15 protein-coding genes are annotated in these 12,971 nt (G+C 39.4%); 13 read left to right on the top strand and 2 right to left on the bottom strand.

Going from position 1 to position 12,971, the window contains the following annotated elements; genetic code table 11:
* The first annotated feature begins 38 nt into the window (after positions 1-38).
* The 13 genes from ubiA to M1381_01170 all read left to right on the top strand — a co-directional run bounded on the left by ubiA (position 39) and on the right by M1381_01170 (position 9,955).
* On the top strand, positions 39-947 hold the full coding sequence (ubiA, locus tag M1381_01110) for a putative 4-hydroxybenzoate polyprenyltransferase (protein ID MCL4477687.1): 909 nt from the start codon (positions 39-41) through the stop codon (positions 945-947).
* Between the two features lie 39 nt (positions 948-986).
* Positions 987-1,805 carry a DNA adenine methylase gene (locus M1381_01115; protein MCL4477688.1) on the top strand — a complete coding sequence of 273 codons (819 nt, stop codon included), beginning with the start codon at positions 987-989 and terminating at the stop codon, positions 1,803-1,805.
* 118 nt (positions 1,806-1,923) lie between these two features.
* Positions 1,924-2,532 (top strand): DedA family protein, encoded by a 609-nt coding sequence (locus tag M1381_01120; GenBank protein MCL4477689.1) that lies wholly within the window; start codon positions 1,924-1,926, stop codon positions 2,530-2,532.
* A 56-nt stretch (positions 2,533-2,588) separates the two neighbouring features.
* Complete coding sequence (gene rnc, locus M1381_01125) at positions 2,589-3,356, top strand: ribonuclease III (protein MCL4477690.1); 768 nt, start codon at positions 2,589-2,591, stop codon at positions 3,354-3,356.
* A 2-nt stretch (positions 3,357-3,358) separates the two neighbouring features.
* Positions 3,359-3,982, top strand: a complete 624-nt coding sequence (locus tag M1381_01130; GenBank protein MCL4477691.1) for a riboflavin synthase — start codon at positions 3,359-3,361, stop codon at positions 3,980-3,982.
* Positions 3,982-5,187, top strand: a complete 1,206-nt coding sequence (locus tag M1381_01135; GenBank protein MCL4477692.1) for a bifunctional 3,4-dihydroxy-2-butanone-4-phosphate synthase/GTP cyclohydrolase II — start codon at positions 3,982-3,984, stop codon at positions 5,185-5,187. Before M1381_01130 ends, M1381_01135 begins: the two co-directional genes overlap by 1 nt.
* An 8-nt stretch (positions 5,188-5,195) precedes the next feature.
* Complete coding sequence (gene ribE, locus M1381_01140; GenBank protein ID MCL4477693.1) at positions 5,196-5,693, top strand: 6,7-dimethyl-8-ribityllumazine synthase; 498 nt, start codon at positions 5,196-5,198, stop codon at positions 5,691-5,693.
* On the top strand, positions 5,660-6,052 hold the full coding sequence (nusB, locus tag M1381_01145; protein MCL4477694.1) for a transcription antitermination factor NusB: 393 nt from the start codon (positions 5,660-5,662) through the stop codon (positions 6,050-6,052). Before ribE ends, nusB begins: the two co-directional genes overlap by 34 nt.
* Before the next feature lie 2 nt (positions 6,053-6,054).
* Entirely contained in the window at positions 6,055-6,609 is a 555-nt protein-coding gene (locus M1381_01150) for a hypothetical protein (GenBank protein ID MCL4477695.1), read from the top strand.
* Between the two features lie 5 nt (positions 6,610-6,614).
* The gene (locus M1381_01155) at positions 6,615-7,610 is read left to right on the top strand and encodes a ketoacyl-ACP synthase III (GenBank protein MCL4477696.1); all 996 of its coding nucleotides are present in this window, start codon (positions 6,615-6,617) and stop codon (positions 7,608-7,610) included.
* Positions 7,604-8,083: a ribosomal protein S18-alanine N-acetyltransferase gene (gene rimI / locus M1381_01160; protein ID MCL4477697.1), complete on the top strand. Its 480-nt coding sequence runs from the start codon at positions 7,604-7,606 to the stop codon at positions 8,081-8,083. The genes M1381_01155 and rimI overlap by 7 nt, the downstream gene beginning before the upstream one ends.
* Positions 8,080-8,844 (top strand): dihydroorotate dehydrogenase electron transfer subunit, encoded by a 765-nt coding sequence (locus M1381_01165; GenBank protein ID MCL4477698.1) that lies wholly within the window; start codon positions 8,080-8,082, stop codon positions 8,842-8,844. The genes rimI and M1381_01165 overlap by 4 nt, the downstream gene beginning before the upstream one ends.
* On the top strand, positions 8,810-9,955 hold the full coding sequence (locus M1381_01170; protein MCL4477699.1) for an amidohydrolase: 1,146 nt from the start codon (positions 8,810-8,812) through the stop codon (positions 9,953-9,955). Before M1381_01165 ends, M1381_01170 begins: the two co-directional genes overlap by 35 nt.
* Here the strand turns inward: M1381_01170 and M1381_01175 are convergent.
* Both M1381_01175 and M1381_01180 read right to left on the bottom strand, forming a co-directional pair.
* On the bottom strand, positions 9,947-11,392 hold the full coding sequence (locus M1381_01175) for an NADH-quinone oxidoreductase subunit N (GenBank protein ID MCL4477700.1): 1,446 nt from the start codon (positions 11,390-11,392) through the stop codon (positions 9,947-9,949). The genes M1381_01170 and M1381_01175 overlap by 9 nt on opposite strands.
* A 1-nt stretch (position 11,393) precedes the next feature.
* Complete coding sequence (locus M1381_01180) at positions 11,394-12,971, bottom strand: NADH-quinone oxidoreductase subunit M (protein ID MCL4477701.1); 1,578 nt, start codon at positions 12,969-12,971, stop codon at positions 11,394-11,396.

Genomic DNA, 12,971 nt, shown 5'->3' on the forward strand with positions numbered 1-12,971 from the left:
AAATTGTGATGCCGCGAGAGGAGGAGAGAATTACTACTTTGTCTGCAAAATTATCCGCTTATCCGTCTATGCTTATTAAGAAGTTAAAGATCATACTTGAGATGATCAAATTCGAGCATACTTTATTTGCTTTGCCTTTTGCCTTGATAACAATGCTGCTTGCTGCCGGGGGTTTCCCGACATTGCATCAATTGGTATGGATATTCATTGCACTTACGGCCGCAAGAACGATTGCAATGCTCTTAAACAGGGTCATTGACGCTTACATTGATGCAAAGAACCCAAGAACACTCAATAGGGCCATACCGAAGGGACTTGTTTCAAGGCTGTTCGCCGTCATACTCGCAATAATCAGCGCCGGCATCTTTATCTTTTCCGCTTACAAATTAAACACATTGAGTTTTATTTTAAGCTTCCCCGCTTTGGCTGTTACGCTGGCATATTCGTTCCTGAAAAGGTTTACGTGGTTTAGCCACTTTGTGCTTGGCTTTATTGATGCAATGGCACCCGCGGGTGCGTGGATTGCAATAAGAGGCAACCTGCCTGTTAGTATCATGATTTTGAGCCTTGCCGTTGTACTATGGGTTGGAGGATTTGATGTGCTTTACTCTTTGATGGATCTCGAATTTGACAAAAAAGAACACCTGTTTTCAATACCAGTAATCTTTGGCGTTAAAAGGGGTATCTTTCTCTCAAGGCTTTTTCATGTGCTCATGGTTTTATGTTTGATTATTTTCGGTTTGATTTATCCAATGCACATCTTTTATTTTATTGGAGTAATGTTTGTAGTGCTCCTGTTCATATACGAGCATAGCCTTGTTAGACCGGATGATTTTTTAAAGGTTGAAAAGGCTTTTTACGAAACAAACATCGGCGTTAGCGGGATTATGCTTTTCTTTTCTGCACTGGATATATATCTGATCTCGGTAATGCACTTAAAAATATAAGATAAAAATATGTTTGCTTATTGTACGTTTGTGTAAAAAATGGGAGAGATTATCAATCCAAAACCATTTGTAAAATGGGCAGGAGGTAAAAGGCAGATTATAGATATACTCCTGGAGAATAGTCCCGATACGTTCGGAACATATATTGAACCATTTATCGGGGGAGGTGCATTATTGTTCGCTTTGATGCCGGAGAATGCCATCATATCCGATATCAATTCTGAACTTATAATTGCATATAAAACCATAAAAACACATGTTAACAAACTAATAAAAAGTTTAAGTAAACATAAGAATGAAAAAGAATACTTTTACGCTATAAGAGCCAAGAAAGCATACAGATCTGATATCATCAAAACGAGCAGATTCATCTATTTGAATAAAACATGTTTTAACGGGTTGTACAGAGAGAACTCAAAAGGTGAATTTAATGTACCTTTCGGAGAATACGAGAGACCAAACATAGTAGATAAAGAGAATCTATTTACCGTCTCTGTTTATCTGAATTCGGCTAATGTGAAGATACTGAACCAGGATTTCAGAAAAGTTCTTTTAAACGCACGAGAACGGGATTTTGTTTACCTCGATCCTCCGTATCATCCATTGAACAACACGTCTTCTTTTACCAAATATACGAGAGAGGATTTTAACAAACATGATCAAGAGGAGCTCTCGGATATCTATAGTAAACTTGATAAACGCGGATGTTATGTAATGCTTTCTAATTCCAATACAAAATTCATTAAACAACTTTATAAGGGGTATAAAATACAGGAGATAAATGCTAACCGGTTTATAAACTGTAGAGCAGAAAAACGCGTAAAAATGCCTTTTGAAGTTATAGTAAAAAACTGGTAGGCAGAAGTAATGTACCTAAAAGAGAGCAATTAATCAAGTCTAAAAAAGTAATCATGAAAAGGCTGTTCAGTAGAGATGTATAGCATTAAACCTATATATATCGTATAAAGTTACAATAATGATGAACGATTTAGATTATATGCTTCAAACATTGTATCCATGGTCTTACGTGTTTATAGGTTTAGGTGTAATGATAGAGAATATGGGTGTACCTGTACCGGGTGAAACTATCATGGTTGCATCAGCCATACTTGCCGTATCCGGAAGGTTAAATCCGTATCTTGTTATTATAAGCGGTGCTGCCGGTGCTGTAATCGGAGATAACATCGGCTACTGGTTGGGTAGAATTGGCGGCAGAAGACTTGTGAATAGATTATCTTTAAAATTTCAATACATTAACAAAGCAGTGGGTTCAACGGAAAAATTCTTCAAAAAATATGGCGGCGCAACAGTTTTTTTTGCAAGATTTATAGCTGGTGTAAGGATATTTGCAGGACCATTCGCGGGTTTGTCTCTGATGGATTTTAAAAGATTTTTTATTTATAATGCTACAGGTGCAATAATATGGGCATGCACGGTTGTTCTTGTAATATCCTATCTCGGTAAATTTTATTACACATATGTACAGGATTATGAGTATGCAAATTATGTTATTTATGGTATTATCTTTATTATAATAATATATATGACATACAGTATAATAAAAAAGTTGAAGAACCATGCATGACAAATTGTTAGACAATATACATGAAATAAACGGCTTATAAGAGGTACCCAGGCGAAATGACTGCAAAAAAAGAGTCCGGCTTGCTGAAGTTTATAAAAAAGCTTGTAAAAACAAAGGCGCAGAAAAGTGTTGATAAAGATATTGCCAATCTATTAAGGCAAATTGAACATCTAACGTATAAACGATTTAATGATTACGGTCATATAAAAAAAGCACTTACCCATAAGTCTTCAAATACAGCATCGGAATACGAAAATTATGAAAGAATGGAGTTTCTTGGTGATGCAGTATTGGGACTTATCATATCGGATCTATTATACACAGGTTACAGGCATGAAAATGAAGGCAAACTAACTTATTATAAAGATACATTGATTCAGATGAGAAGTCTTGCTTTAAAGGCAAGAAAATTGGGTCTGGCTGAATATGTAAAGGTCGGCGCAAGAGAAAAGAGAAACGGCTTTGCAAACAGTGATGTTCTGCTTGCGGATATCTTTGAATCACTGGTAGGAGCTATATATATTGATATGGGATTTGAACCGGCATACAGGTTTATAAAGACCGTGTTTGAAAAAGACATAAAACATATCTATGCGAGACCTGAGTGGGATTTTAAATCAAAGTTAAATAATATTGTTCAAGAGCTTTATAAGGAACCCCCTGAATATAAAACCATAAACGAAACTGTTGTAAAGGGTATTAAGATTTATAATGTCGCTGTTGTAATTAACAATGAAGACATGGCACACGGTGAAGCCAGGAATAAAAAAGAAGCAGAGCAGATAGCTGCAATGGGCACCTTGAAAAAACTTGGCAAGCTATAACGATGTTTACAGGTTTAATTGAACATACCGGCATTGTTGAAGATATTGATAGCAGCGGATTTATAAAGGTCAATATCAAAAACCTTTCAGAGACACACGCAGGGGACAGTATTTCTATAAATGGAGCATGCCTTACACTTGTATCGATCAACAAATCAACATACACCTTTGAACTATCTCCAGAAACGATTAAGACGGCAGGCTTCGGTATAATCAGACCATATGATATGGTTAATGTGGAGTTACCCAAAAGGCTTTCCGACAGATTACATGGCCACCTTGTCCAGGGACATATCGATACGACAGCAGATATTATAAATATTAAGGAGTCAGGGAAGCATCATTCTTTTACCTTTGCCTTGAAAAGGATTTCCCCATATCTTGTGGATAAAGGGTTTATTGCAATTGACGGCATAAGTGTGACACCATATAATGTTAGCGGTACAATGTTCACAATCGCCGTTATACCATACACCTATGAGCATACAAACCTGAATAAAAGGCATGTTAAAGAACGGGTAAATATTGAATTTGATGTAATTGCAAAATATATTGATAGTATATTAAATATTAAGAAACGTTCCAAAATAACAGAAGATTTTTTAAAGGAAAGAGGTTTTGCATAATGCCGATAACTAGTATTGAAAAGGCTATAGATGATATTAAAAACGGAAAAATGGTCATCCTTGTTGATGATGAGAACAGGGAAAATGAAGGAGATCTGTGTATCGCAGCGGAAAAAGCAACACCCGAGATAATCAGTTTTATGGCAATCTATGGCAGAGGACTTATATGCCTTTCATTGACAGAGGACAGGCTTAATGAGCTGAACCTGCCTTTAATGGTTAATGATAATACATCAAAGTACGGCACAGCATTTACAGTATCTATCGATGCAAAAGAAGACGTTACAACAGGGATATCGGCTTATGACCGGGCAAAAACAATACAGGTTGTTATTGATGATAAAACAAAACCGTATGACCTTGTCAGGCCAGGGCATGTGTTTCCATTGATGTACAAAAAAGGCGGCGTTCTTGTAAGGGCAGGTCAAACAGAAGGCTCTGTTGATCTTGCAAGGCTCGCAGGTTTAAAGCCTGCTGCTGTGATTTGCGAGATCATGAAGGACGATGGAACAATGGCAAGGATGCCTGATCTCGAAAAATTTTCAAACGATCACGGGATCGGCATTGTAACTATTGAGAAGCTTATACATTACAGAATGACACAGGAAAGACTTGTTAAAAGGGTTTCAGAGGCTAATATACCAACAGAATACGGCGGCGAATTTAAAGCTATTGTCTATGAGAATGACCTTGATTATAACCAGCATATCGCACTTATAAAAGGAAACATAGATCCCCAGGAGCCCGTGCTTGTAAGGGTGCACTCGGAATGTTTAACAGGTGATGTGTTTGGCTCAAAAAGGTGCGATTGCGGCAGCCAGCTGCACGAAGCCATGAAAATGATAGAAAAAGAAGGCAGAGGTGTAATCCTTTATCTGAGACAGGAAGGCAGGGGAATAGGGCTTGCCAATAAGATAATGACTTATTCACTACAGGATCAAGGTTTTGATACGGTAGAGGCTAATCATGCGCTCGGATTCCCGGCGGATCTAAGAGACTATGGCATAGGTGCCCAGATACTTGCAGATATTGGTGTAAAAAAGATGAGGCTCATGACGAATAATCCTAAGAAACTTCACGCAATAGCAGGATACGGACTTGAGGTCGTGGAGAGGGTTCCAATTGAAATAACGCCTAACAATATAAACGCTCGATACTTAAAAACAAAACAGGATAAGATGGGGCACATCCTGCATTTAAAATAGGAGGTAAAATGAAGATAATTGAAGGACATCTGAAGGGTGAGGGTCTAAGGATTGGTATAGTAACAAGCAGATTTAATCACTTTATCACAGACAGGCTTGTGGACGGCGCACTCGATGCATTAAAAAAAGTTGGTGTTGGAGAAGAGGATATTACAATTGTAAGAGTACCCGGCTCTTTTGAGATACCCATGATAGCCAAACAGCTTGCAAAACAGAATTTAAATGCGGTATTAGCGCTTGGTGCAATCATAAAAGGCGGCACCTCTCACTATGAGTATATTGCATCGGAGGTTACAAAAGGTATAGCAAACGCATCATTAGAGCTCGGCTTTCCCATCGTATTTGGAATTTTAACGACCGAAACCATCGAAGAAGCAATAGAAAGAGCGGGAACAAAACAGGGTAACAAAGGATACGAGGCTGCTATGAGTGCAGTGGAACTTGCAAATCTGATGAGGATAATGGACAAACAATGGGTAAAAGACAAGATCGAGAAGAAATCCTGAAGGCACTGTACAATATCGACCTTATAAATGACTATTCAGAATCATCTGTAAAACAGCTTGCAATGATGAATAATTGGACACCGGCAACCAATGATACGATTCTAAAAATTGCAGCAAATATAAATACGATAGATCAATACATATCAAAATATCTTAAAAATTGGGCTATCGGTAGAATTGCTGTTGTGGATAGGAATATTCTCAGGCTTGCGATAAGCGAACTCTTGTATGAGCCTGTCACACCTATTAAAGTTATAATAAACGAGGCTGTTGAGATAGCAAAAAAATATGGCACAAAGGACTCGTTCTCATTTATTAATGCAGTTCTCGACAAAGTGGCAAGAGAGCTGAAAAGATAGTAATGAGCCTTACAGTAGACCTTGACAATTCATTGGAAAAGCAATCGGGTGAAATGATTGCGGTATGCATGTTCGAGAGCATTGCTCCGGTGCACGGGTGTGCGGGTATAATTGATTGGGAGATCTCGGGTGAGATCTCAAGGCAGGTGGAAAGCAAGAAATTCTCTGGCGAAAGAAAAGACAGGCTTTTAATTTATTCTCAGCACACATGTGTACCGCCAAGAAAGGTGCTTTTATACGGACTCGGTAAAAAAGAAAACTTTAATCAAAAGATATTAGCCGCACTTACGAAAGACCTTATGCAGACCTTAAACACCTTATCCGTTTATAAGTTTATGCATGTACTGCCGGTTCTTTACGGAATAGAAGCAAAAGTTCAGACAATGATAAACACAATAGCATACACAATGCTTGAATATACTTATATAGAAAAAAAGGATTACACATTAAAATTACTGTGGGATAATATTTCATCAGTGGATGTTAAAACGGCATTCAGGGAAGCAGTTAACATGCTGCCTGATGCGGATATCATAATACTTGAAAGGGAGGTTTAGATAAAATGAAAAGATCTCGAATACTGGGGGTTGGAGTATACCTGCCTGAAAAGGTGGTAACAAATTTTGATCTTGAAAAGTTTATGGATACAACAGACGAATGGATAAGACAGAGGACGGGTATTGAAGAACGCCATTTCGCTGCAGAAGGCGAAGGCGCTGCAAAAATGGGCGCTATCGCAGCAGAAGAGGCGATAAAAAATGCAGGCATAAAAAAGGAGGAAATAGACTTCATTATATTTGCAACATTAAGTCCGGATTATAATTTCCCGGGCTCTGGTGTGCTTGTTCAGGATATACTTGGTATTGATACAATAGGCGCACTCGACATAAGAAACCAATGCACCGGATTTATATACGGGTTATCTGTGGCGGATCAATTTATAAAAACAGGCATGTACAAAAAGATACTTGTAATAGGTTCAGAGGTGCACTCAACAGGTATAGAATTAGCCACGAGGGGCAGGGATGTTTCAGTCTTATTCGGTGATGGTGCAGGTGCGGTAGTAGTTGGACCGGAGGAAGATGAGAATAAAGGCATACTATCAACGCACCTTCATTCAGAAGGCAGGTATGCCAAAGAGTTATGGGTTGAAGCGCCGGCAAGTGTTCTACATCCAAGATTAACAAAAGAGATGCTTGAGGAAGGCAGGCATTATCCTAAAATGAATGGACGGAACGTGTACAAGCATGCAGTAACGAGGATGCCGGAGGTGATTATGGAGGCATTGAATGCAAACGGTTATCAGCTTTCCGATATAGACTTACTTGTTCCTCATCAGGCAAACATGAGGATCAACGAATATATAGGAAATATGCTCGGCATACCGCCTGAAAAGATAGTGCATAATATACAAAAGTATGGTAACACAACTGCAGCAACAATCCCGTTATGCCTCTACGATGCACTTAAAGATGGCAGGTTAAAGCCGGGTCTGCTTGTATGCATCGTATCATTCGGTGCAGGTTTTACATGGGCTTCTGCATTGGTAAGATGGTAGTAGAAAAAGAATTTTTAAAAAATATATTGTCCACAATAACAAGAGAGGCAACAATAGATGATCTGACAGACATCTGGATGGTTGAAAGACACTCTTACGACGATCCATGGTCTTTGAACGTATTAAGGCAATCTCTTGAAGACAGGCATGCATTTAACCTCATAGCATTAAAGGAAACAGACCGTACTGTTACCGGATTTATCATCAACTGGCTCGTTATTGATGAGTTGCACATATTAAACATAGCGGTAAGTCCTGAGTTCAGGAGATACGGTATAGGCGATGTACTGCTCGAGTCAACCATTTATAATGCTAAAGCTCGTGGCTGTAAAACGGCGTACCTTGAAGTGAGAAGATCCAACCTACCCGCATTGACACTTTATATTAAAAAAGGTTTTAAGGTTACGGGTGTCCGAAGGGGCTATTATTCCGATAACCGCGAGGACGCATTACTTATGACAAAGCTGCTATGAAAAAAACTCATACAGGCATTGTTGCTTCTATCAAAACCCTTGCGTCCGATTACTTGCTTTTATCCATAAAAGTAGAGGATGTGTTTAAATTTATACCCGGGCAGTTTGTCATGCTTAAGGTATCCGATACTTATGATCCGCTGCTTTTGAGACCATTTAGTATTATGCGGGCGCATAAAAACATATACGAATTTCTCATAAAGATTCGTGGAAGAGGTACAGGGTTAATTGCAAATTTAAAAAAAAATGATTTCATTTACCTTACAGGACCATTCGGGAATGGGTTTCCCGTTAACACAGGGAGACATCCTATCATCGTAGCAGGAGGCGCCGGTATTGCTTCTGTATATTCACTTGCCCGGAAGTTAAAGAAAGATAAAAAACCGTTTAAATTATTATATGGAGCGATAACAAAGAAAGAGCTTGTTATGCTTGAGGATCTTAAAATTTTTGATCCCTTGATTGCAACGGATGACGGCTCATATAATTATCACGGCACTGTAACCTCACTCCTCGATAAAACAATAGAATACAGCAGCACTGTGTTTGCATGCGGTCCAATGCCGATGCTTTATAACGTAAAGCATATCGCAAAAAGGCATAAATCGGCTTGTTACGTATCACTCGAATCCCGTATGGCGTGCGGGTTCGGCGTATGCCTAGGATGTACTATCTTTGATATGAAGGGAAATACAATAAGGGTATGTAAAGAAGGACCCGTATTTAATGCAGAGGACTTTAACCTTGAAGACTACCATTAAAGATATTGTTAAATCATTAAAACCATCACTCATAAACCTTTCTCATGATATATGGTCTCATCCTGAGATTGCACTTGAGGAGTTTCGAACAAGAGATGCGATATGCGATTACCTGAGCGCACATGGATTTAACATAAAAAAGTCTATCGGCGGCATTAACACATCATTTATCGCAACTTACGGGCATAAGCCACATCCTGCAATAGCATACCTTTCAGAAATGGATGCATTGCCCGAACTGGGCCACGCATGCGGTCATAATGTTAATGCCTGTATAAGCGCTGGTGCTGCTGTTGCATTGTCAAAATCGGTAAACAAGGATAAATGTACGATTGCTGTTATAGGCACGCCTGCAGAGGAAATAGGATTCGGAAAACCAGAGCTTATAAGGCATGGGATTTTTAAGCCTTTTGATGCCGCTATTATGAGCCATGCTTCAACAAAACGCATGAGCTTTAGATGCATGCTTGCACTCAAAAAGGTAAAGATAAGTTTTAAAGGAAAGTCCGCACATGCTGCTTCGTATCCGGAGCAGGGTAAAGATGCGCTGTCCGCCCTTATCCTAACAATAAACAATATCAATGCAAAACGTTCTATGTTTAAACCTTACATGCATGCAAATTTCATAATCACACGCGGAGGTACGGCACCAAACATAATACCCGATTTTGCGGAAGCTTATTATTATGTAAGGGCTAAAGATCTTAAAGAGCTTGATGAGCTTATGGAGCATGTAAGGACGGCTGTAAAGGGCGCTGGACTTGCAACAGGTACAAAATATAATATTATAGAACAGGGTTACACACAGTATCCCTTCAAAATAAATAACGCACTTGTTAGGGTTTATGATGATGTGCTTAAAGAGCTTGGGCTAAAAAAGACCCGGACTGATCCCTGCGAAGGAATGGGGTCGTCCGATATAGGTAATCTTTCTTATATTATACCCACATTGCATGCAAGTACTCCCATAGGAAAGGATGCACACATCCATACGAATGAATTTAAGACGCTTGCCGTTTCAAAAACTGCTGACAGCGGCATATTAGAAGGTGCTACCACACTTGGTATGACAGGCTGCAAGATCATAAATAACCCGGGGTTATTATCTTAACAACGAATTTATAGATTGGACTGCAATATGTATCAGTTCAGAAGGCAATATGCCAAATTGAAAAACACCCCATATTGCTATAATTATGCCTATCGATATGCCTGCCGGTACCGGAGTCTGTGTCTGAATCTCCGGTTCTTCAAAATACATTGCATAAACGACCCGCAAATAATAGTAAAGCGATATTATGCTTGTAAATATACCAAAGATTGCGAGCCCGATATAACCGTTACTTATGGCCGCACTGAATACGTAGAATTTTGCCAGAAACCCTGCTGTAGGAGGTATTCCTGAAAGTGATAAAAGGAAGATAGCCATCATAAGACTAATTACCGGATGCGTTTTTGAAAGACCACTGTAATCGGAAAGCTCATTACCCGTCCCATCCTTCTTTTCAAGGTATGTAACAATTGCAAATGCACCCGTTGTTGTAAACGTATATGCAATAAGATAAAATATGGCTGCCGACATCCCGTAAACACTGCCGGAGACAAGTCCAACCACAATATACCCTGCATGTGCAATGCTTGAATATGCCAGCATACGTTTTACATTCTTTTGTGAGATTGCAACAACATTACCCACAAGCATTGTCAATGCACTTAAAACCCATAGTGCATCCGATACTGGTACTTTATAAACATTGAACACTATGATCACAAGTTTTATAATTGCCGCAAAACTCGCGGTCTTTACAGCGGTTGCCATAAACCCTGTAACAGGTGCAGGAGCACCTTCATAGGCATCGGGTGCCCATGCGTGGAATGGAACGACCGCAACCTTGAATCCTAGACCTATTAATATGAATGTAATGCCGCCCATCATGATGATGTTGGTCATCAAATCCTGTCTTGCGGTAAGAGACTTTGCAATAAGATAAAGATTGGTGGTACCCAGTACGCTATAAACAAGTGCTATACCGTATAATAAAAATGCTGTTGCATAAGCTCCAAGAAGAAGATATTTCATTGAGCCTTCAAGGCTTGCACTTCTATCCCTTGTAAAACCAACAAGAGGATACACAGAAAAACTCATAAGCTCAAGCCCGAGGACAAGAACGATCATGTTTGTCGCAGAAATTATAAACATCATCCCGAGAATTGCACTTAAGATAAGGATGTAAAAATGGCCGCCGTCGGGCTCAAACCTATCCACATAATCCAATGAAACTAATATCGTTATAACACCAGACAGCATAACAATCATAAATAGTATAAGAGAAAACTCATCAATAGCGATCATGTTTGAAAATCCCATAATCTTATTACCCCAGAGATATATGGAAGTCCCCATACCCGTTAATATGCCGAGCACGGCTATTATACCTACAGCTAATTTTCTGCCCTCTGTAAAAGCGTCAAACATGGAAACTATAAAAAGCGTTACTACAATAACAAGTTCCGGAAGGATGGCAGTAAGATTCATTTGTCCCATCATTTTATTTCATCCTCTCCTGCATCCTGATCTGTGGAGGCTGAACCGGTACCGGTTGAATCACTTGCTGATTCTGAATCTGCAGTGGTTGAGCAAATGGTTTTGGTTTGACATACTCAATATAAGACCTGCTTGCATTGTTTATAATTTTTAAAAATGGCTTCGGATAAACGCCAATCCATACAATCATTACGAGGATAGGAAGCATAACTATAATCTCCCTTATACCCAAATCCTTCAGCCCTTCGTTTTTTTCATTCTTTATCTTACCAAAGAAAACTTTTTGATATGTTCTTAACATATAAACAGCGCCAAGCACAACACCAGTGCCTGCAAATACAGCATAAACAGGCTTATCGAGAAATGATCCGATGAGTATCAGAAACTCGCCCACGAAACCATTCAATCCGGGCAACCCGATGGATGATAAGGTTACAATCATAAAGATTGTGGCAAACACGGGCATTACTTTTGCAATACCGCCGAACTCCGATATCTCTCTCGTGTGCCTGCGCTCATATATCATACCCACGAGCAAGAACAATGCCCCTGTTGAAAGTCCATGATTTATCATCTGCAACACGGCTCCATCAACGCTCTGCATATTAAGGGCAACAAGCCCAAGCATGACAAATCCAAGATGACTAACAGAGGAGTATGCAACAAGTTTTTTTATGTCAGTCTGCATCATAGCAACAAGCGCACCATAAATAATTCCTATAATGGCGAGTATTGCTATGTACGGCAGGAATATGGCTGCTGCCTGCGGGAACAAGGGCATTGCAAGCCTCATATAACCATAGGTTCCCATCTTAAGTAAAACACCCGCAAGTATAACACTGCCGCCTGTCGGTGCTTCAACATGCGCATCCGGCAGCCATGTGTGGAATGGAAACATTGGCACCTTGATCGCGAAAGAAAGAGCGAATGCGGCAAACAACCATACCTGAACACTGAGAGGCAGGTTTAATCCATACAGTTTTATTATATCAAATGTATAAATACCCGTCTGCCTTCCGTATGCATAGTATAGATAGATTATCGCTATAAGCATCAACAAACTGCCAAACATGGTATAGATAAAGAACTTTACTGCAGCGTATATCCTTCTCGGACCTCCCCATATACCAATTATCAAGTACATCGGTATAAGCATTGCCTCCCAGAACATATAGAAGAGTATGAGATCAAATGCTGCAAAGACACCAAGCATGCCTGTTTCAAGTACTAAAAACCAGAGGTAATACTCCTTTTCTCTGTTTTTTATGTAAGACCATGATCCAAGTATAACAATCGGCGTAAGAAAGGTTGTCAGTAACAACAATAAAAGACTTAAGCCGTCTACACCGACATGATAGTTTATATTATACGCACCTATCCATGAGTGTCTCTCCACAAGCTGGAGTCCTATCTGTGCCGGATTAAACCAATGTACAAGGAATAAAGACAATATAAAATTGACAAGCGATATTATCAGGGCATACCACCTTATCATTGTTTTGCCATTTATTATTGCACCGGCTATTGCTCCGATCAGCGGTAAGAAAATTATTATCGTAAGTATATGAGACTTCAATTCCAT

This window comes from Deltaproteobacteria bacterium (assembly GCA_023382265.1).
In the GTDB taxonomy this organism is placed as follows: domain Bacteria; phylum JAMCPX01; class JAMCPX01; order JAMCPX01; family JAMCPX01; genus JAMCPX01.

What these genes read in the sequence shown, in the direction of transcription:
- M1381_01115 (MCL4477688.1), top strand. Translation starts at nt 987, where the DNA reads ATGGGAGAGATTATCAATCCAAAACCATTTGTAAAATGGGCAGGAGGT.
- M1381_01120 (MCL4477689.1), top strand. Translation starts at nt 1,924, where the DNA reads ATGATGAACGATTTAGATTATATGCTTCAAACATTGTATCCATGGTCT.
- rnc (MCL4477690.1), top strand. Translation starts at nt 2,589, where the DNA reads ATGACTGCAAAAAAAGAGTCCGGCTTGCTGAAGTTTATAAAAAAGCTT.
- M1381_01130 (MCL4477691.1), top strand. Translation starts at nt 3,359, where the DNA reads ATGTTTACAGGTTTAATTGAACATACCGGCATTGTTGAAGATATTGAT.
- M1381_01135 (MCL4477692.1), top strand. Translation starts at nt 3,982, where the DNA reads ATGCCGATAACTAGTATTGAAAAGGCTATAGATGATATTAAAAACGGA.
- ribE (MCL4477693.1), top strand. Translation starts at nt 5,196, where the DNA reads ATGAAGATAATTGAAGGACATCTGAAGGGTGAGGGTCTAAGGATTGGT.
- nusB (MCL4477694.1), top strand. Translation starts at nt 5,660, where the DNA reads ATGGGTAAAAGACAAGATCGAGAAGAAATCCTGAAGGCACTGTACAAT.
- M1381_01150 (MCL4477695.1), top strand. Translation starts at nt 6,055, where the DNA reads ATGAGCCTTACAGTAGACCTTGACAATTCATTGGAAAAGCAATCGGGT.
- M1381_01155 (MCL4477696.1), top strand. Translation starts at nt 6,615, where the DNA reads ATGAAAAGATCTCGAATACTGGGGGTTGGAGTATACCTGCCTGAAAAG.
- rimI (MCL4477697.1), top strand. Translation starts at nt 7,604, where the DNA reads ATGGTAGTAGAAAAAGAATTTTTAAAAAATATATTGTCCACAATAACA.
- M1381_01165 (MCL4477698.1), top strand. Translation starts at nt 8,080, where the DNA reads ATGAAAAAAACTCATACAGGCATTGTTGCTTCTATCAAAACCCTTGCG.
- M1381_01170 (MCL4477699.1), top strand. Translation starts at nt 8,810, where the DNA reads ATGCAGAGGACTTTAACCTTGAAGACTACCATTAAAGATATTGTTAAA.
- M1381_01175 (MCL4477700.1), bottom strand. Translation starts at nt 11,392, where the DNA reads ATGATGGGACAAATGAATCTTACTGCCATCCTTCCGGAACTTGTTATT.
- M1381_01180 (MCL4477701.1), bottom strand. Translation starts at nt 12,971, where the DNA reads ATGGAATTGAAGTCTCATATACTTACGATAATAATTTTCTTACCGCTG.